Raw genomic sequence first — 17,876 nt, 5'->3', positions numbered from 1 at the left:
CAGTCCGAGGCGTCGCCGCAGGTCCCGCGCCGTCAGCAGGCGCAGCACGGCTCCCACCAGCCGGGTACGGACGGGCGTGTACGGGTACCAGAACGGCTCCCGGGCCGGCAGGGACCGCGCGGTGCGGTGATCGCCTGCTGCCGGGTGTACTTGCGCATCCCCTGCGCGCCGCCGAGACGCACACCGGTCCCGGACTCCTTCCAACCACCGTGCGGGAGCGGGAAGTTAAGAAGGTTGGAGTAGACGTCGTTGATGTTGACCGCGCCCGCCTCCAGCCGGCGGGCGATCGCCTCGCCCCGAGCCGTGTCGCGGGTCCAGACGCTCGCGGACAGGCCGTACGGAGAGTCGTTGGCCAGCCGTACGGCCTCATCGGCGTCGGCGACCTTCATCACCGGCAGCGTCGGGCCGAAGGTCTCCTCCCGCATGCAGGCCATGGAGTGGTGGACGTCCACGAGGACGGTGGGCCGGTACGACGTGCCCACCGCGCCCGGGACACCGCCCGTCAGTGCGCGGGCCCCACCGGAGAGCGCCTCGGTGACCTGGCGGTGCACCAGGTCGCGCTGAGCCGGCGTGGCCAGGGCGCCCACGTCGAGGTGCCGTCCGCCGTCCGACTCCTCGGGCGTCCGCAGCCCCGACACCAGACGGGTCAGCCGCCGTACGAACTTGTCGTGGACCGGCGCTTCGACGTAGACGCGTTCCACGGACACACAGGTCTGCCCGGCGTTGAACATCCCGCCCCACGCGATCCCCTGCACCGCACGATCGAGGTCGGCGTCGGCGAGCACGATCGCCGCGTCCTTGCCGCCGAGTTCGAGGCTGAACGGCACCAGGCGCTCGGCGGCCCGTACGGCCACCGCCCGGCCGGTGCGGACGGAGCCGGTGAACTGCACGAAGTCCGCGTGGTCGACCACAGCGGCCCCCGTCCCCGCACCTCCGGTGACCACCTCCAGGACAGGCGGCGCGCCGATCTCCCGCCAGCCCCGGGCGAGTTCGAGGGCCGTTAGGGGCGTCACCTCGGACGGCTTGAGCAGCACCGCCGTACCGGCGAGCAAGGCCGGTACCACGTCCAGGCCGGGCATGGCGAGCGGGTAGTTCCACGGCGTGATCACCCCGGCCACGGGATACGGATGCCGGGTCACGGTCAGCCGCTTCGCGAACCCCACCGGGCCGTGCGGGCGCGGCCGTTCATCGGCGAGAAACTCCTCGGCGTGGCCGGCGTAGTAGTTGATCAGGTCGCAGACGAGCGGGATCTCCGTCGCCGCGTCCGCCCGTGCCTTGCCGGTCTCGGCGACCAGAACATCCACCACGTGCCGCTCGTGGTCGAGCAGCCAGTCCCGCAGTACGCGCAGGTGGCGTGCCCGGCCGCGGGGGCCGATCGCCCGCCAGCCGGGCTGGCTCTCCCGGAGGGCCCGCGCCCGCTCGGCGACGACCTGCGGCCCGCTGTCCGGAACCCGGCCCACGATCCGGCCGTCGACCGGGGAACGGACGGTGAGCAGGGCCTGCGTATGAGCGGAACCGAGTGCGGACACAGGTCTGCCTCCCAGGAAATGCCGGTCTCCCCGGACGTCCGGCGCTGGACGTGGCGGCGATGTTCTCGCAGGATGCGGGGACCGCGCTTGGCGCGAATCCGCAACCGACCAGGAGCTTTTTGTGGGATCTGCACAGACGGCGGACGGCTCGGCCGAGCGGGACGCCTGGTTCCGGGCCACGGTCGCCCGCCTCATGACCCCCGAGCGTCGTGACGAGCTCGCCCACGGTCTCGATACGGCTCTGGTGGCGCAGTCCCCGCCGTTCCAGGGCGACCAGGAGCTGCTGCGCGACCTCGCCGCCAGCAGCCGAGTGCAGCTCGTCTCCCTGCTGACGGCCTTGATGGCGGGCCCGGTCGACGAAGCCCCACTGCCTGCGGAAACCCGTGATCTCGCACGGACGCTCGCCGTCCGCGGCTTCGACCTGAGCGTGGCCCTCGGCCTCTACCGGGCCGCCCAGCGCTTCGCCATCGGCTACCTGAGCCGGGTGGTACAGGAATCAGCACTGCCGCCCGTGCACCAGGTCGCCCTGCTCGCCGAGGTCTGGGAACGCACCGCGATGTGGATCAGCCACACCCTCGAACAGCACATCGCGGTGCACACGGCGGAACGCGAACGGCTGCTGACCGGCGCGCTCTCCGTCCGCAGCACCCTGATCCGCACCCTCCTGCAGGACGACACCGACGAACAGGACGACCCCTCGGGCCGCCTCGGCTACCGCCTGCACCGCCACCACACCGCATTCGTGCTGCACACCCGGGCGCAGACGCCGGACGCACTGCGTGACCTGGACGGGCTCGCGGCGCGACTGGGCGAGGCCCTCGGGGCGCGGGGCCTGCTCACCCTGCCCTCCGGAGCGCACGGCCTGTGGGCCTGGGCCGGCACCGACCATGCCCCCGATCTGGGCCTGCTGGACACGGTGACGCTGCCCGACGGAATCCAGGCCGGAGTCGGGGCCCCGCCACCGGCCGCCCCGGCTTCCGCCAGAGCCACCGCGAGGCTCTCTGCGCCCTGCGCATGGCGGGCCCACCGGAGCACGCGGCCCGGCTCGTGCGCTACCCGGACGTCGAGATCAACGCCCTGCTCGCGGCCTCCCCCACGGCCGCCCGCGCCCTGGCCGAGCGGGAACTCGGCGAGCTGCTCGCCCCTACCGACTCCGCCCGCCGCCTGCGCGACACCCTGCGCACCTACCTCCGCCTGAACTGCAACCGCGAGGCCACCGCCCGCGCCCTCGGCGTCCACGCCAACACCGTCCGCTACCGCATCGGACAGCTCCGCGAGCACCTGGGCGAGGACTTCGAACAACGCCACCTCAAGCTGGAGCTGGCGCTGGAGACCCTGGAGAACTGACCACTCAACAACCAAGATCAGCCCACACACCCCAAGGTGCCCGACGCTACGATGCAGCGGTCATGCTGACGCAGTTGCAGTCCCTCTGAAGTTCTCATGATGATTTGCTCCCGTGTGCACTCTGAAGCTTGTGTTTCAACCCCGGAATCAGTGAGGAATCTGGTTATCTTCGAGAAGCCGCGATTTGTGACTGCAACGGCTTGCTGGTCCGTGCTGACGTGTCAGCACGGGGCGTGGATCGAGGAGGATCGAGCGGGACGCAGGGGGATGGAAACGGGGTTCTTTGTCCTGGTTCTCTGGTAAAATCGCAGGTCAGAAACGTAACGATTTCGGGTTCGACTCCCCTAGGCTCCACAACGCAAGACCCCCCTGACCGGCGGAAACGCTACCAGGGGGGTGTTTTTATCCCGATTTTCCGTGCTGACGTGTCAGTGCAGTGGTGCTGACGAACGCCTGCCCGACCTTGTGCTTACGGGGTCTGGATGGTGTGTGTCTCCCCCCGGTGGATCCCCTAGGCCTTGCCGGCTGGTACCTGCCGCGTCCCCCTTGCCGAGGGCTGGGCTCGTTTTCCCGTCTGTCCGGCGAGATGGTCTGGGAAGCCGGGAGGGTGTCTGCGCCAAGCGGGGCGTGAGGTCTGGGTTCGTAGCTGCCGTCGCGGAGCGTGGCGACGGCACGCTGATGCGGTGGTCGGGAGTTGGTGAGCGACGAAACTGCGTAGGTCGGCTTCAGGTCCTCGTCGGCGCGCATGCCGGTATGCCGGGGGACTTCGACGATGGCCAAGCTCGGAAGACGTATTCCTCCGCCCGGCTCCGCATGTCGTTGAAACCGCGTCGGTCACCTACAGGCCCGGGCCGCGGCCCTCCTTGCAGTGTCTCGGCTTCCGATCTTCCTGGAGCCACTCATCATCCACCACGGCACCCCGGGGTCCTTCCGCCGTCCCAGCCCAGAAGGCGGTCCAGCATGGCCAAAGCGGCCCTGCGTCGGGCCGCGTCTCGGCTCGACACGGTGGGCAGACCACACAAATGAAGAAGCACAGAGGAAGTGCTCCGGCGACGACAGAGGGGAGATATTTGCCGCTCCAAACCGCCGCGGCTGACTGAGTGACCGTCGGTGCGGTTGAGCTGGCGATGACGGCTGTGTTCCGCGTTCGCGAACGGGTGTCACTTGGGTTCGTCTGCGGGGGATGGGTGGTAGCCCGTCTCGTCCTGGATCCGCCGGGCCTGCGTGGTGTGGTCGGCGGCCTCGGCGGGGGTGCTGTTGGTGTGGGCGATCGCGGCGAGGGCGGTCAGGGCGCGGTGTTGAGCAGGGCGTAGGTCCAGGGCGCGGGCGATGATCAGGGCTTGGTGGGCGTGGTGTTTCGCGGTGGGTATGGCGCCGGAGGCGAGGTGGGCGTGGGCGTCGGCTTCCTGGTGGCGTAAACCGCTGCGGTGGGTGAGTTCGGTGGCTGCCTGGAGGCGTGTGGCGGCGCGGTCGGGGTGGCTGGTCAGGCGGTGTATGGAGCCGAGGGTGATCAGGCTGTCGGCCTCCAGGGTGGGTTCGCCCACTGCGCGGGCGGTGCGCAGGGCCTGCTCGGCGTGGGTTTGGGCGAGGTCGAGCCGGCCGGTGTCGCGGTGGATGCGGGCGAGGATCTCGTGGACGGGGGGTTCACTGTTGCGGTGCTGGTGGCTGTGGCAGAGGTGCAGTGCTTCGGTGGCGTCGGCCAGCGCTTCGGTGTAGTGGCCGAGGCCGTGTCGGGCGATGGCACGGTTGGCCAGGGGGCCGATGGTGCCCGATGGTCGGTCGTTCGCGCGGCATGTCTGGATCGCTTCCGTTATGCGGTCCACCGCCTGGTTGAACTCGCCGAGATACGCGTGGCACAGACCCATCGTGTTGAGTGCGCGGGCGAGCAGTACCGGCCGGTCGAGATCGCGGAGCAGTGTGTAGCCGTCCTGCTGGCAGTCGAGTGCCTGGCGCATCTCTCCGCGCAGGGCGTAGTGGATCGCGAGGTTCGTGAGGATGGCGACCTCACCGAGGGCGAACCCGGTGTTGCGGTATCCCTGTTGGGCTGTGCGCAGGGCCTCGCGGGCGGCCTGAGTGTCGCCGGTGTGCTGGCGTAGCAGGCCGAGGCTGTGCCACAGCACGGCCTGGGGGAGCGTCTCACTGTCGTGTTCGGCGGCGCGCAGCGCGGCAGTTGTCGTGGCCTGCCACTCTGCCGTTTGCCGTCGGCTGTAGTAGTACAGGCGTAGTTGGTCGGCCAGCTGCCAGGAGATATTGCGCGGGCCGGAATCGGCGGTGCGGATGATCAGAGCGGCCAGGTTGGCACGTTCGCTCTCCAGCCACGCGAGTGCCTGGTGCCGGTCGTTGAAGCGAGCGGATTCGGCACGCGGTCGGGGCAGTTGGACGCTGCCGGTGTAGTCGAAGGCAGTAGCGGCGTCGGTTGTCGCGAGGTACCAGTCACACAGCCGCTGCCAGGCCGCCTCGTGGTCGGGGTCTGCCATGGCGTGTTCGGCGGCGTAGAGCCGCAGCAGGTCGTGGAACTGGAACCGGCCGGCGGCGGTGTACTGCACGAGGCCGGCGGTGGCGAGCAGGCCGAGCAGGTCCTCGGCCTCGGCCCGCGGGGCATCCAGCAGGGCCGCGGCCGTCTCGGCGGTGAAGTCAGGACCGGGATGGAGGCCGAGGAGGCGGAACAGGCGCGCCGTGTCCGGCTCCAGGGCGGCGTAGGAGTGGTCGAATGCGGTCCGGACGGCGGCCTGCCGGTCTCCGGAGACAGACAGCTTGGCGAGCCGTCCGTCGTTGGCCAGTTCGGCGGCGTAAGAGGAGAGGGAGCGGTCCGGCCGGACGGCGAGGTTGGCGGCCGCGATCCGCAACGCCAGCGGAAGACGGGCGCACAGGGCGTCCAGCTGCCCGGCGGCCTCTGCTTCGTCCGCCACGCGCTGCGCACCGAGGGCCCCGGCCAGCAGGGTGTGGGCCTCGGCCGGGGCGAGCACGTCGAGGGGGACGGTGCGGGCGGCATGGCTGGCGGCCAGGCCGCGCAGGTCGGACCGGCTGGTGATGAGCACGGCGGCCCCGGCGTTTCCCGGCAGCAACAGCCGCACCTGCTCGGCGTCGGCGGCGTCGTCCAGGACGAGGAGCACCTTGCGGTCGGCCATCCGGCTGCGGAAGGTGGCCGCGCGGTCGTCCAACGGCTCGGGAATGGTCTGCGGATCCTGTCCGGAGGCGCGCAGCATCGCCGACAATGCCTCGGCCGGATCACGCGGACGGCCGCTGTTACCCGCCAGGTGTACATGCCACTGACCGTCGGGGAAAGCAGCCCGCAGGCGGTGACCGAGGTGCACCGCGAGCGCGCTCTTTCCGACGCCGGGTGAGCCGGACACGACGACGGGCGCCGTCACGGGGGCTGTCAGCTCTTCCTCTAGGCGCTCGATCAGCTCGGCTCGGCCGACGAATCCCGGTACGTCCAAGGGGAGTTGGCACTGGACGGTCCAGGTGGCCTCGGCCGGTGCCTGCACCGAGACCGGGGCTGCGGCCGGTGGAGCGGCCGGTTGCGGTTCCAGCTCCGGGTCGCCGCTGAGGATCGCCTGGTGCAGGCGCTGCAGTTCCTGTCCCGGGTCAATACCGAGTTCCTCGGCAAGCATGCGGCGAAGGTGCCGGAAGTGGGCGAGGGCGTCGGCCTGCCGCCCGCAGCGGTACAGGGCAAGCATGTACTGGGCGGCCAGCCGCTCGTCCAGCGGATGGGTGGCGCTGCGCTCGGCGAGCGTGGTAAGCAGCGCTGCGTGTTCACCGATCCGCAAGCGAAGGTCGGTGCAGTCCAGCTCGGCGGCCGACCGTTCCTTGCGGAGGGTGTCGCGGGCGGCGTTGAACCAAGGTGTGTCGGCGCCGGCGAACGGTTCCCCCCCGCCACAGCGCCAGCGCCTCCTGGAACAGCGCCACCGACCGGCCAGCGTCGGCGGACTGCCGGGCCAGCCCGAGCAGCCGGTGGAACCGGTGCACGTCCACCATCGATTCGTCGGCGGTGAGCACATAGCCGCCTGCCCGTCGGGTGATCACCCCTGGCAGTAGGCGACGCAGCCGGGACACATAGCCATACAGGGTCTGCGTCGCACGTTGCGGTGGGCCATCTCCCCATACCCGGTGCGCCAACTGATCGATCGTCACCGGCCGATTGGCGTCCACGAGCAGAGCAGCCAGCACCGTCTGCTGGCGAGCGGGCCCAAGCTCAACCGGGCCGGTATCCGTCTGTGCCTCAACACCGCCCAGCAGCCGAAAGTCCACACCCAGCCCCCGTTTGTGTCCCTGGCCGCAGACACGGCCCTACCTGCGGATTTTAGGTTCCTTGCAGGGTTGTTGCACGACGGCTCGGCATGGTTGTACCCGCCACTACGGACACCGCAACTGTCCACCCCCATCCCAACCGAGGACGAGGCTGGCCCGGCCACCGTTGAGGCACACGCACTCTGCACAAACCGAACAGCGCCAACGGGGAGAAACCACCCATGAGCCTTCGATCAGCACACGCCCGCATCGCCACGGGCGTGATCAGCGCCATCGCGGCAGGCACACTCGCCCTGAGCGCATCACCCGCCTCCGCGCATTCTGGGAGCGGTGACGGCTACGTCAGGGGCTATGACTCCTACAAGGACGACTGGGACGACGAAGGAACCCTGGGGTGGACGCCCGAGTACTTCCCGCACTCCAACGCTGCATGCCTGTGGCAGAAGATCCTCTGGGCTGAAGGTGCCCTGTACAAGGAGGGCGGAATCTACAAGAAGTTCCCCGAGAGCGAGATTGACGGAAACTTCGGGCCCAACACCCGCCACGCCACCGTCTCGCTCCAGGCCGCGTGGGACCTGGACACAGACGGCAAGGTCGGCTCCAAGACCTTCGGCCGCGCCGAGAATCAGCTCAAGGTCACCGGTGGCAGCGAGGACAGGGGCAAGCAGCTCAACTTCACCTACTACGGCGACACCCACAGCTTCTCCGTCGTGCGCAACAAGGAGGGCAAGTACGCCTTCCGGGACGGAGACGACAAGTGGAGGATCGCGGGCTACAACTACCTCAGCTGCAGCTGACACCCCTTCCACCGCACACCACAGCCCCGCAGCACCGAGGGTCTCGCCCACCGAGCCGAGCACTGTGACGTACCAACTCGGTACTGCGGGGCAGCAAGGGCTCCGGCTCTAACTCGGCCGGCCTGCAACGCCTGCAGGAGATGCCGACGCTGTTACGCGAGGCGTCCGCGACTACGCGGACGACAAGCCCCTCATGATCGAAGTCGTCGCGACGGTGTCCGCGATCGAGCGAACCGCAGCTCAGCAGGCCATCTTGAGGGCAAGGCCGGATCACGCCCACCTGACGACGCGACCCGACTCCACCGACTCACGCTGCATGTCCGAGGGCGTGCGCAGCGGAACCCTAAAACATTCCAGGTTTCCGGCAGCGTGCCATCAACTGACGATGAGTGAGCCGTCACCGAGAGGGTGACGGCGGAAACGATCCCCGCTGACCTGCCGCTGCCTGCGTTCGCGGCAGTGTCGGAACTCGCTTCGACACGAAAGGACCGTCCGCATGATCGCTCTTATGGACTCTGAGCTGTACACCGAGGCCCCCGCACCAGCCCTGGGCACACCCGTACTCCATCTGGCCACGATGAAGGGTGGCGGCTCGGGCATCGGTAGTCGCAGGTCTGTTCGCCGCCCCGCTACTGCGAAGGGCGGTCCGAGCACCGGTTCCCGCAGGGCCGTGCACCAGCCCGCTACCGCGAAGGGCACTCCGGGTGTCGATAGCCGCAGGTCTGTGTGCCACCTTGCCGTGTTGAAGGGCGGTCCGGGTGTCGACAGTCGGTACAAAGGCACGCCGGGTGCCGGTAGCCGCAGGGCCGTGCACCAGCCCGCTACCGCGAAGGGCACTCCGGGCGTCGGTAGCCGTAGGCCCGTGCACCGTCCTGCCACGGCAAAGGGCGGTCCGACCACAGGCTCCCGCGGTCCCGTAGGCCAGCCCGCCACGGCGAAGGGCGGCCCGAGCGTCGGTGGCCGCAGGCCTGTTCTTCTCCCTGCCACTGCGAAGGGCGGCCCAGGCATCGGCGGCCGTTGCAAAGGCAGTCCGGGCGTCGGTAACCGCAGGCCCGTGCACCGCCCCGCCACTGCGAAGGGCGGCCACGGCATCGGTGGCCGTAGTTCGGTCCGCTACCCCGTACCGCAGGGCGGTATCGGTATCAGGGGTGGCGTCAGCATCGGCGAGCGGTCTCGCAGGTCCATCCCTGTTGGTCCGAGCGGGTTCTAGCCGCCGGCTCGCTGGTGGCAGCAGACGGGAGGACATGAATGGGGAGCTCGCCGGTCAAGGTGGAGCGGTGGGAGGGGCTGGAGTGCGCCGTGCACCTCGACCTCGTGCTGCCGATGTACAAGGAGATCTGGACCGAACCGCCGTACCGCGAGGGCCCGAAGGAGATGGCCGAGTTCCTGGACCGCTTCGCCCAGGAGATCTTCCTTCCCCGCGCCCGCCTCGTCGTGGCCTGCTGCGGCGACCAGCCGATCGGCTACGCGTTCGGCTACCCGCTGCCGTCGGACACCGGCTGGTGGAAGGCGATGGAGGGGGAGACGACGGCGGAGTTCGCGGCCGAGAGCGGTGAGCGAACGCTGGGCATTGTCGAGCTCGCGGTACGCGCCGGGTGGCGGCGGCGGGGGGTGGCGGCCCGGATGCACGACTGTCTGCTGGAGGGCCTGGGCGTCGAGCGCGTCACGCTGGCGATGCGGCCCGATCCGGAAGCGGCACCGGCGCACGCCGCCTACGCCGCCTGGGGCTACCGCAAGGTAGGCCAATGGCAGCCGGCAGACGATGAGCCCGTGTCCCACATCATGCTGCTGACCCTGCCGGTCGCCGCGCAGGGGGCCGTCCGGTGACCGGGAACGCGATCGAGATCCGGGAGCTGACCCGGCGGTATCCGCGCATGGGTCGGCCGGACCTGTATGCGCTGGATCGGGTGTTCCTGGCCGTCGCGCCGGGTGAGGTGCGCGGGCTGCTCAGCCCGAACGGGGCGGGCAAGACGACCTTGTGCCGCATTCTGTCCTCGGTGCTGCTGTCGTCTGCCGGGCGCGGCGGGGGTGTGCCACGCGGGTGGCGGGTGAGGCGCGGTACGGGCTCCAGCTCCTGCCGCGCCTCTGACGTCACCGTCTGGGCCACCTGATGAGCAAGGCGGGTACGTGGCCGGCGCGTCGTCGGGGGAAATCTGGTGACGCGCCGCCTCGGACGGGGCTGCTGCGGGAGCGGGGGTTCCGGCTGTACTGGAGCGCGAAGAGCGTTTCGCTGGTCGGGGACGAGATCAATATCCTGGCGATACCGCTGGCCGCTGTGCTGTTGCTGGACGCGGGTGCGTCCGAGATGGGGTGGCTGACGGCGGCGGCGCTGCTGCCCTCGCTGCTGCTGTCGATACCCGGCGGGGCCTGGGCGGACCGGCAGGCCAACCGGCGCAGGGCGATGATCGTCGCTGACATCGGGCGGTTCGCCGCGGTCGCCTCCATACCGCTGGCGTATGCGGTGGGGACGCTCACGCTGGCTCACCTGTTCGTGACGGAGCTCGTCGTCGGGGCGCTCACCGTCTTGTTCCGGGTCTGCAATCACCACGTCTACGCATCCGTGGTCGCCAGAGAAAGGTACGTGGACGGCAACGCGCTGCTGTCCGGGAGCAGGTCAGTGGCCGCGGTCGCCGGGCCAAGCACGGGCGGAGTGCTGGTTCAGGCACTGTCGGCGCCGTTCGCCTTGCTGATGGATGCCATCACCTATTTGGTGTCGGCGGCTTGCCTGGGACGTATCAGGGGGGCGCGGGAGGCGCCGCCCGCCCCGCCTGGTGAGGGCGGGCTGGCGGACGGGCTGCGCTGGGTGGGAGCGCACCGCACCCCGGCCCTGCTGCTCGCCGGGGTCGCCGCGCTGAGCCTGTGCCAAACCCTCACCGCGACGCTGTTCGTGCTGTACGGAACCACCGAGCTGGGACTGACCCCCGCGGCGATAGGGGCGGTGTTCGCCGTGTTCGGGCTCGGCGGCCTGGCTGGTGCGTACGCCGCGCCCCGTGTGGTGCGGCGGATCGGCATCGGCCCGGCCATCGTCACCGGCTTCTTGGGCCTCAGCCTGCCCTTGCTGCTGGTCCCCCTGGCCGACGGCCCAGCACCGTTGGTGATCGCGACGCTGGCCGCCGCGCACCTCGGCGCCGGCTGTGGCGTCGCGGTCCTGGACATCTCTACCAACAGCTATCTGATCGCGGTCATCCCGCCCACGCTGCGCTCCCGCGTGATGGGCGTGGTGCAGACAGCCAACTTCGGCGTGCGCCCGATCGGCGCGGCGCTGGCCGGCACGCTGGGCACCGCGCTCGGCCTGCGGCCCACCCTGTGGATCGGCACGGCGGGTGCCGTGCTGAGCGTGCTGTGGGTCGCCGCATCCGAGTTGCCACGCGTCCGGGAAGTGCCAGAAAACGCCGAGCAACGTATAGACGAGCATGAAGAAGCGGGGGTCTGACAACCGCACCGTTCCGGACGAACTCCATTTCCAGGCCCATGATTTCGCCTCTGCCTCGGTTCGCCGGAGGATGCGAAAGCCAACAGGCGGACCGCGGCAAGTAGCTGACGGGGCAGGGGGCTGGGCCCCGCGACAGCATGGCGCGCACCGTGCGGAGTGGGCTCCTCAACTTGGGGTCACCCGGCCACCGGCGTGGAGGTTACGCAATGCACACGAGCGCTGATGCGCCAGCAAAGGGACACTGTGAATCACCCAACTCGCCATCACCAACAGCTACTCGGGGGATATGACGATGCGACGCTTCACTGGGAGAGCGGCGACCGTGGCCAGCGTGGCCATCATGTTGGCCGGGGTCACCCAGGCCCAGGCCGCGGACCTTCCCACGGTCACAGAGAAGACCGTGCAGGTCTCCGGCGCCAGCACCACGGGCTGCTCCTACGCAGGCGGTTCACTCACCACCACGTTCGTGTCAGCGATGCTGCCGGTCGGGGAGAACGGGGTCGGGTTCGGAGTGGGCAGCTACCGGTGGTCGCTGAAAGTCACCGATGAATGCGCCGAGACCGGCCAGGCCAACCTGCGAGCCCGGTACAGCGCCTACATCCCTGGCGCGGGCACTCACACCAGCGGCTGGTTCACCGTCGCCTCCTCCGGCACGCTGAACATCAGCACCGGCATTGCCCTGGGAGTGGAGTTCGCCGTCTGCGACCACACCCTCGCCGAAGGCAATCAGAACTGCGGCGCAGTCGACTGAGCGTTCCGCGCCGCTTTTCGCGCCGCCAACCCACCGCCGGTGGAGCAGCATCGGGTACACGCTCAGGTTGGCGCGATCAGGCAGGAGCGGAGACATGACCGGATCACTGTCCGGCAGAAGTGGCCAGGGGAGGCCCTCTTGTGTAGCGGGCGAGCGGCGGCTGGATGAGCTACGCCGCCGACGCCGCCCGTTCCAAGACTTCAGGCCAGGCCGCGAAGTGGGCCCCAGCTAGGCCTCGGTGAGCCCGGAAAGGTAACCAAGAGAGGATCTTGATCCTCGCCCAGCCAAAGGCACCCAGAGTTCCTGGCGCACTGCTGGTTCCTGGAGGCATCGGGGTCTGAGAGGGTGGCATGTGTGGTTTGCGTTAGCAATCACGACCTAGCGCTTTGTGGTGGCTCAATATGAATGGTGCTGCACGGAATGAGGCAAGTCTGAGTTCACGACTGCAACGGATGGATGGTCCGTGCTGACACGTCAGCATGGGGGCCGGATCGAGCAGGATCGAGCGGGATCCAGCAGGGTGTAAACGGGGTTGTTTGTCCGGGTTCTCGGGCGTTTTCGCAGGTCAGGTAGGTAAGAATTTCGGGTTCGACTCCCTAGGTCTAGCCCCGTTACTCGCGACTGGTGAAGACGGTCGCCAGGCCGCTCCGGTAGACGGCCCTGTTCGACGAAGGCGCTCTGCTGGTGGAGCGGGGCGTGGATGGTGCGGGTGCCGGGTCCGAGGTGGTGCCGTTGGCGCACGTCGGGGCGTGGGTCGAGGCGGATAGTGGATGGCGGCGAACGGTGTTCGGGGGCAATCACTTGCTACAGAACGTAACCACGGCGTGGGTGTACTTGAGAGCCGCAGACTGGGAAGCCTCAACGCGGAGCAAGGGCCTTCTGGCGGAGCCGGAGGTGGTCGCGGGCTTGTGGCCCTGGGCCTCCAGCTCTGCTGGGCGGGCAGGGAGCGGTGTGGCGAACGCCTAACGGCCCCCGATCGAGCAGGATCGAGCAGGATGCAGCCGGATGGAAACGGATGGATATGTCTGTTCCGTCGGTAGAATCGCAGGTGAGACGCGTCACCAATTTTGGTTCGAGTCCCACCCGCCCCACCCGTGCAGGCTTCTGACCTGCCGAAACGTTCATTTTTGGGTGTCGGATCGTCAACTTTGCCTGAACGGACTGAATCCGCTGCCCGCGGGTGCGGAGTCGGGCGGTGCTCGGGGGAGCTTCAACCCCTCTGACCTGCGGCTGAGTAGATGATCGAGGGTGTCGCTCGCGGTCGGGGTGACTGCTCTGAGGGCCGATGCGGAGACTCAGGGGCCGTACAGGGGCCGTACAGGGGCCGGGACGGCGCAGACGTGTCCAGGCCGACGGTGTCTCGGGGTCGATTCTTTGTCCCATTTGATGGTGGCGCTGCTGGGGCAGCCATCCACGGGGCGCCCGTTGAGCACCGGGCCGGTGGCGGAGGCAGTGCTGATACCGGCGCGGCCGGTGCGCGGACGCGGGTAGGGCGAGTCGCCTGGTGTCTGCGCTGTGGAGAGCCCGTCGCTGCTGAGGAAGTGTCCCGGCGACGGCCGAGGGGCAAGGAAACGGCCCGAAGAGGAAACGGCCCCGATGGGGTTACTCGACCCTCTCTCGTATGGCCCCCTCGCCCGGGCGGCGGGACCGGCATGTGGGCCCGTCACCGGTGCTGCGCCATGCCCAGCTCGTCGGTGTACCGGCCGAGGCCGTCCTCGGCGGTGGGGCGGGGCCGAACAGCTGCTCCTGACGGCGGGGGTCGGCGACGCAGCGGCCGTTGTCGAACCAGCTGAACATCGAGTCGCTGCCGGCGTACGTCGATGTCTTCGCCGGTCATCGAGGACCACAGCCAGACCGGTTTCGGGTCACGGTCGCCGGGCAGGCGATCGACCTTCAGCCAGATCAACGTGCCGTGGATCGCGGAGTCCGCCGCAGTGCTCGAGCCAGGGGCCGGCCGTCAGGCGCGGGTGCATCCGGTGCTGGGACATGCCGTCCATGGACGGCCCTGTGTCCGAGACCTAGTCGTCCGCGATCACGACGAGGTCGAGCGTTCGCGGTCCGTGCACGCCCTCCACCCGGTCCAGTTCGATGTCGCTGGTGGCTGAGGGACCGGAGATCAGGGTCAGCGGCCGGCGCGGGTGGAGCAGGCTCAACGCCTCGGGCACATCAGCGGCGATCTGGCTGGCCCTGACCACGCAGACATGTTGATCCGGGAGCAAGGTCAGCACACGGCGTCCTTGTCCCGGTCCGCTGTCGAGGACGACGGTGCCGGTGAGGGCGATCGCTGCGGCGACGGTGGTGAGCACGGCGTCCGCCGCGTCGAGCTGTCTGACCGTGAGCGGCGGAGCGTCCTCCAACCGGGACCAGGGCCCTTCGGGTACGAGGTCGTCTGGGAAACCCGGCGGCAGCACAACTGACCTTGCTCCGGTGCGGGCCAGCGCGCGGCCCACGGCGGCGACGGCGTCGGACGGCGGAACCCGGACGACGGTGGCGCGGTAGTCGGCGGCGCGTTGGACGAACAGCTCGACGACGTCCAGCCCCGCCTGCTGGGAGCGCGGATCGTGCGGGGCGGGGTCGCCGTCGGGAACCTCGGCATCCGGCACGTCGACCAGCGCGCTCCGGATGTCGCCCAGTACGGTGTCGCGGCCGCTCATCGGCCCTTCCCTTCCGTCGCCGTACGGCCTGCTTCCCTCGTCCGTCGCCACCAGGCGCGCAGGGACTCGCGCGCCGGCGCGGGGGTGTCACGGGTGCCGGACCAGCGGGCGAACGGGCCGGGCAGAACTCCGATCCGGCCGTCGCGGGCCACCAGCAGGGAGCCCAGTGCGGCGAGTCGCTGAACCGCCGCCAGCCGCCTCGGGGAGGACAGCACCGCGCCTGCGGCCTTCATGGCGAGCGCCTCGGGGGTGGGCAGCAGCCGGTCCCGCCGCTTGGCCTCCACGGCCTTCGCCCGCAGATGGACGAGCACCTCGGGAATGTCGATCTTGACCGGGCAGGCGTCGTAGCAGGCTCCGCACAGGGTGGAGGCGAAGGGCAGCGAGGCCGCGTTCTCCACGCCGACGAGCTGCGGGGTGAGTACAGCGCCGATGGGGCCGGGGTAGACCGACCCGTAGGCGTGGCCGCCGGTGCGCTCGTACACCGGGCAGACGTTCAGGCAGGCCGAGCAGCGGATGCAGGACAGCGCCTGCCGGCCCACCTCGTCGGCCAGGGTCGCGGTGCGGCCGTTGTCGAGGAGCACCAGATGGAAGTCCTGCGGCCCGTCTCCCTCCGTGACGCCGGTCCGCAGGGAGGTGTACGGGTTCATGCGCTCGCCCGTGGAAGAGCGGGGCAGGAGCTGGAGGAAGACGTCCAGGTCGGCGAAGGAGGGGAGGACCTTCTCGATGCCCATGACGGTGATCAGGGTCTCCGGCAGGGTCAGGCACATCCGCCCGTTGCCCTCGGACTCCACGACCACCACCGTTCCGGTGTCGGCGGCCGCGAAGTTGGCGCCGGAGACGGCCACCTTGGCGCGCAGGAACTTCTCCCGCAGATGGAGCCGGGCCGCTTCGGCCAGGTCGCGCGGGTCGTCGGTGAGTCCCTCGGCAGCGGGCCGGCCCCACTTGCCCATCTGCCGCCGGAAGATCTCCCGGATCTCGGAGCGGCCCCGGTGGATGGCCGGTACGAGGATGTGCGTGGGCCGGTCGCCGCCCAACTGCACGATCAGTTCGGCGAGATCGGTCTCGTAGGCGCGAATGCCGGCCTCGGCGAGCGCCTCGTTGAGGCCGATCTCCTGGGTCGCCATCGACTTGACCTTGACGATCTCGCTCTCGCCGGTCGCCTTGACCAGCCGCGTGACGATGGCGTTCGCCTCGGCTGCGTCCGCCGCCCAGTGGACCGTGCCGCCGGCGGCGGTCACCGTCTCCTCCAGCCGCAGGAGATGGCGGTCGAGGTGACGCAGGGTGCGGCGCTTGACGGTCGCCGCTGTCTCCCGCAGGTCCTCCCAGTCGTCGAGTTCGGCGGTGACCGCCAGCCTCCGGTCCCGGATGGTGCCAGTGGCCCGGCGCAGGTTCGCGCGCAGCCGGGTGTCGGCGAGCGCAGCGCGCGCCGCTTCGGGGAAGGGGCGGGGTGCCCAGCCATACGACGTTGTCGGCGCCGCTCACCTTACGTTCCCTTCCGTGGAGGCCAGGATCTCGGCCAGGTGCATCGTGCCGACGCCGGTCCGCAGCCGGGACAGGCCGCCGCCGATGTGTGTCAGGCAGGAGTTGTCGCCCGCGCACAGGTATTCGGCGCCGGTGTCCAGGACATGGCGCAACTTGTCAGCCAGCATCGCGTTGGACACGTCCGGGTTCTTCAGCGCGAAGGTTCCGCCGAAGCCGCAGCAGGACTCGGCGGCGGGCAGTTCGACGAGGTCGATGCCCTTCACCGCGCGCAGCAGCGTGAGCGGCCGGTCGCCGACGCGCAGCATGCGCAGCGAGTGGCAGGTCGGGTGGTAGGTGACGCGGTGCGGGAAGTGGGCGCCGACGTCGGTGACGCCGAGGACGTCGACGAGGAGTTCCGACAGCTCGTACACCGTCGGCACCACCCGCTCGACCGCCTCGACGAGCGCGGCGTCCCCCAACTGGGCTGCGACCACCCGGTGTTGGTCGCGGACCATGCCCGCGCAGGAGCCGGAAGGGGTGACCACGGCGTCGTAACCCGCGAAGACCTCCGAGAAACGGCGCACCATGGGCAGGGTCTCGGGGCGGTAGCCGGTGTTGAAGTGCATCTGGCCGCAGCAGGTCTGGCCCTGCGGGAACTCCACGGTGTGGCCGAGCCGTTCCAGCAGTTCGGTCACCGCGCGGCCGGTGCGGGGGAACATCGTGTCGTTGAAGCAGGTGATGAAGAGAGCTATGCGCATGGTGCTTCCTGAGCGGCCGGGGAGCCGATGACGGTCAGGCCGTAGGTCCGCAGTGCGGTTCCGGTGAAGACCTCACGGCGTTCGGTGAGGTGGAGTTCGGCAGTCAACTCCCTTACTGTGGCGACTACTTCGGCGTAGGTGGCGGCCAGTCGACAGACGGGCCAGTCGGAGCCGAACATCAGCCGCCGCGGGCCGAAGGCGTCCAGCACGGTGTCCGTGTACGGCCGGAGGTCCTCGACGCTCCACCGGTCCCAGTCGGCCTCGGTCACCATGCCGGAGAGCTTGCAGACGGTGTTGGGCAGCGAGGCCAGCAGGCGCACCGCGCCCGCCCACGGCCGCAGCTCGCCCGAGGCGATGGGGGGCTTGCCCGCGTGATCGAGTACGAACGTGAGGCCGGGAAGCAGGCGGGCGGTCTCATACGCGGCCGCGAGCTGGTGTGGCCTGACGACCAGGTCGTACACGAGCCCCGCCTCGGCCACCGCGGCCAGCCCACGCAGCACGTCCGGCCGCATCAGCCAACGAGGATCGGATTGGCCTTGTACCTGGTGGCGGATGCCCACCAGGTACTCACCTCCCGGCCTCTCCCGCAGCGCCGCGAGCGCGCGGGCGACATCCGGGGAGGTCAGGTCGGTCCAGCCCACGACGCCGGCCACCAGGTCGCTGCCCTGGGCCAACGCCAGGAACTCGGGTGTCTCCTCCGGCACGTCGATCGTCTGGACCAGGACGGTCGCCGTGACGCCGGCGGCCCGGGCCTCGGACTCCAGATCGGCGAGCAGGAAGTCGCGGCGCAGCAGGCCGAGTTCCTGTCCGGTGATCCAGTCCTGGTCGCGGACGGAGAGGTCCCACACGTGGTGGTGTGCGTCGATGACGCCCTCAGCGGTGCTTGTCTCCATGG

14 protein-coding genes and 2 pseudogenes are annotated in these 17,876 nt (G+C 69.7%); 8 read left to right on the top strand and 8 right to left on the bottom strand.

From position 1 onward, the window contains the following. Positions 1 to 32: 32 nt before the first annotated feature. Positions 33 to 1,529, bottom strand: coding sequence for an aldehyde dehydrogenase family protein (locus PBV52_RS04295; RefSeq protein WP_274236926.1), 1,497 nt, complete (start codon positions 1,527 to 1,529; stop codon positions 33 to 35). 121 nt (positions 1,530 to 1,650) lie between these two features. Here PBV52_RS04295 and PBV52_RS04290 point away from each other — a divergent pair, with 121 nt between their 5' ends. Next, positions 1,651 to 2,727 (top strand): hypothetical protein, encoded by a 1,077-nt coding sequence (locus tag PBV52_RS04290; protein WP_274236925.1) that lies wholly within the window; start codon positions 1,651 to 1,653, stop codon positions 2,725 to 2,727. Continuing rightward, the gene (locus PBV52_RS04285; protein WP_274249269.1) at positions 2,640 to 2,876 is read left to right on the top strand and encodes a helix-turn-helix domain-containing protein; all 237 of its coding nucleotides are present in this window, start codon (positions 2,640 to 2,642) and stop codon (positions 2,874 to 2,876) included. Before PBV52_RS04290 ends, PBV52_RS04285 begins: the two co-directional genes overlap by 88 nt. A gap of 1,160 nt (positions 2,877 to 4,036) precedes the next feature. On the opposite strand, the gene PBV52_RS51610 is transcribed toward PBV52_RS04285, so the two are convergent. The 3 genes and pseudogenes from PBV52_RS51610 to PBV52_RS04270 form a co-directional block, all read right to left on the bottom strand. Continuing rightward, positions 4,037 to 6,490 (bottom strand): tetratricopeptide repeat protein, encoded by a 2,454-nt coding sequence (locus tag PBV52_RS51610; RefSeq protein ID WP_346283460.1) that lies wholly within the window; start codon positions 6,488 to 6,490, stop codon positions 4,037 to 4,039. Further along, positions 6,485 to 6,688, bottom strand: a pseudogene (locus PBV52_RS51605) (BTAD domain-containing putative transcriptional regulator); the annotation flags it as partial. The gene PBV52_RS51610 and the pseudogene PBV52_RS51605, both read right to left, overlap by 6 nt. Continuing rightward, entirely contained in the window at positions 6,633 to 7,010 is a 378-nt protein-coding gene (locus PBV52_RS04270; protein ID WP_274249265.1) for a helix-turn-helix domain-containing protein, read from the bottom strand. The pseudogene PBV52_RS51605 and the gene PBV52_RS04270, both read right to left, overlap by 56 nt. 338 nt (positions 7,011 to 7,348) lie before the next feature. Between PBV52_RS04270 and PBV52_RS04265 the strand changes: the two genes are divergently transcribed. The 6 genes from PBV52_RS04265 (at position 7,349) to PBV52_RS04240 (ending at position 13,858) form a co-directional block, all read left to right on the top strand. After that, positions 7,349 to 7,924, top strand: a complete 576-nt coding sequence (locus PBV52_RS04265) for a peptidoglycan-binding protein (RefSeq protein WP_274236924.1) — start codon at positions 7,349 to 7,351, stop codon at positions 7,922 to 7,924. Positions 7,925 to 9,172: 1,248 nt separating this feature from the next. Next, positions 9,173 to 9,751, top strand: a complete 579-nt coding sequence (locus tag PBV52_RS04260; protein ID WP_274236923.1) for a GNAT family N-acetyltransferase — start codon at positions 9,173 to 9,175, stop codon at positions 9,749 to 9,751. After that, positions 9,748 to 10,035, top strand: a complete 288-nt coding sequence (locus PBV52_RS04255; protein WP_274236922.1) for an ATP-binding cassette domain-containing protein — start codon at positions 9,748 to 9,750, stop codon at positions 10,033 to 10,035. Before PBV52_RS04260 ends, PBV52_RS04255 begins: the two co-directional genes overlap by 4 nt. Beyond that, positions 10,035 to 11,357 carry an MFS transporter gene (locus tag PBV52_RS04250; RefSeq protein ID WP_274236921.1) on the top strand — a complete coding sequence of 441 codons (1,323 nt, stop codon included), beginning with the start codon at positions 10,035 to 10,037 and terminating at the stop codon, positions 11,355 to 11,357. Before PBV52_RS04255 ends, PBV52_RS04250 begins: the two co-directional genes overlap by 1 nt. 331 nt (positions 11,358 to 11,688) lie before the next feature. Continuing rightward, positions 11,689 to 12,108: a hypothetical protein gene (locus PBV52_RS04245; RefSeq protein WP_274236920.1), complete on the top strand. Its 420-nt coding sequence runs from the start codon at positions 11,689 to 11,691 to the stop codon at positions 12,106 to 12,108. A gap of 1,621 nt (positions 12,109 to 13,729) precedes the next feature. Then, positions 13,730 to 13,858: a hypothetical protein gene (locus PBV52_RS04240; protein ID WP_274236919.1), complete on the top strand. Its 129-nt coding sequence runs from the start codon at positions 13,730 to 13,732 to the stop codon at positions 13,856 to 13,858. Positions 13,859 to 14,126: 268 nt separating this feature from the next. Here the strand turns inward: PBV52_RS04240 and PBV52_RS04235 are convergent, their stop codons facing one another. The 4 genes and pseudogenes from PBV52_RS04235 to PBV52_RS04220 all read right to left on the bottom strand — a co-directional run bounded on the left by PBV52_RS04235 (position 14,127) and on the right by PBV52_RS04220 (position 17,874). Then, the gene (locus PBV52_RS04235) at positions 14,127 to 14,762 is read right to left on the bottom strand and encodes an LUD domain-containing protein (RefSeq protein WP_274236917.1); all 636 of its coding nucleotides are present in this window, start codon (positions 14,760 to 14,762) and stop codon (positions 14,127 to 14,129) included. After that, positions 14,759 to 16,244 (bottom strand): annotated as a pseudogene (locus tag PBV52_RS04230) (LutB/LldF family L-lactate oxidation iron-sulfur protein). Before PBV52_RS04230 ends, PBV52_RS04235 begins: the two are co-directional and overlap by 4 nt. After that, positions 16,241 to 16,981, bottom strand: coding sequence for a (Fe-S)-binding protein (locus PBV52_RS04225; protein WP_274236916.1), 741 nt, complete (start codon positions 16,979 to 16,981; stop codon positions 16,241 to 16,243). Before PBV52_RS04225 ends, PBV52_RS04230 begins: the two are co-directional and overlap by 4 nt. Next, complete coding sequence (locus PBV52_RS04220; protein WP_274236914.1) at positions 16,972 to 17,874, bottom strand: amidohydrolase; 903 nt, start codon at positions 17,872 to 17,874, stop codon at positions 16,972 to 16,974. Before PBV52_RS04220 ends, PBV52_RS04225 begins: the two co-directional genes overlap by 10 nt. Between the last annotated feature and the right edge of the window lie 2 nt (positions 17,875 to 17,876).

This window comes from Streptomyces sp. T12 (genome assembly GCF_028736035.1).
Classification (GTDB): domain Bacteria; phylum Actinomycetota; class Actinomycetes; order Streptomycetales; family Streptomycetaceae; genus Streptomyces.
Note: the sequence above shows the minus strand (reverse complement) of the source record. Positions and strands in the feature narration are given on the sequence as shown.

Bases quoted from the DNA above. Each gene is read 5' to 3' on its own strand.
- PBV52_RS51610 (WP_346283460.1), bottom strand. From the start codon at position 6,490: ATGCTTGCCGAGGAACTCGGTATTGACCCGGGACAGGAACTGCAGCGC.
- PBV52_RS04265 (WP_274236924.1), top strand. From the start codon at position 7,349: ATGAGCCTTCGATCAGCACACGCCCGCATCGCCACGGGCGTGATCAGC.
- PBV52_RS04260 (WP_274236923.1), top strand. From the start codon at position 9,173: ATGGGGAGCTCGCCGGTCAAGGTGGAGCGGTGGGAGGGGCTGGAGTGC.
- PBV52_RS04250 (WP_274236921.1), top strand. From the start codon at position 10,035: ATGAGCAAGGCGGGTACGTGGCCGGCGCGTCGTCGGGGGAAATCTGGT.
- PBV52_RS04240 (WP_274236919.1), top strand. From the start codon at position 13,730: ATGGCCCCCTCGCCCGGGCGGCGGGACCGGCATGTGGGCCCGTCACCG.
- PBV52_RS04235 (WP_274236917.1), bottom strand. From the start codon at position 14,762: ATGAGCGGCCGCGACACCGTACTGGGCGACATCCGGAGCGCGCTGGTC.
- PBV52_RS04225 (WP_274236916.1), bottom strand. From the start codon at position 16,981: ATGCGCATAGCTCTCTTCATCACCTGCTTCAACGACACGATGTTCCCC.
- PBV52_RS04220 (WP_274236914.1), bottom strand. From the start codon at position 17,874: ATGGAGACAAGCACCGCTGAGGGCGTCATCGACGCACACCACCACGTG.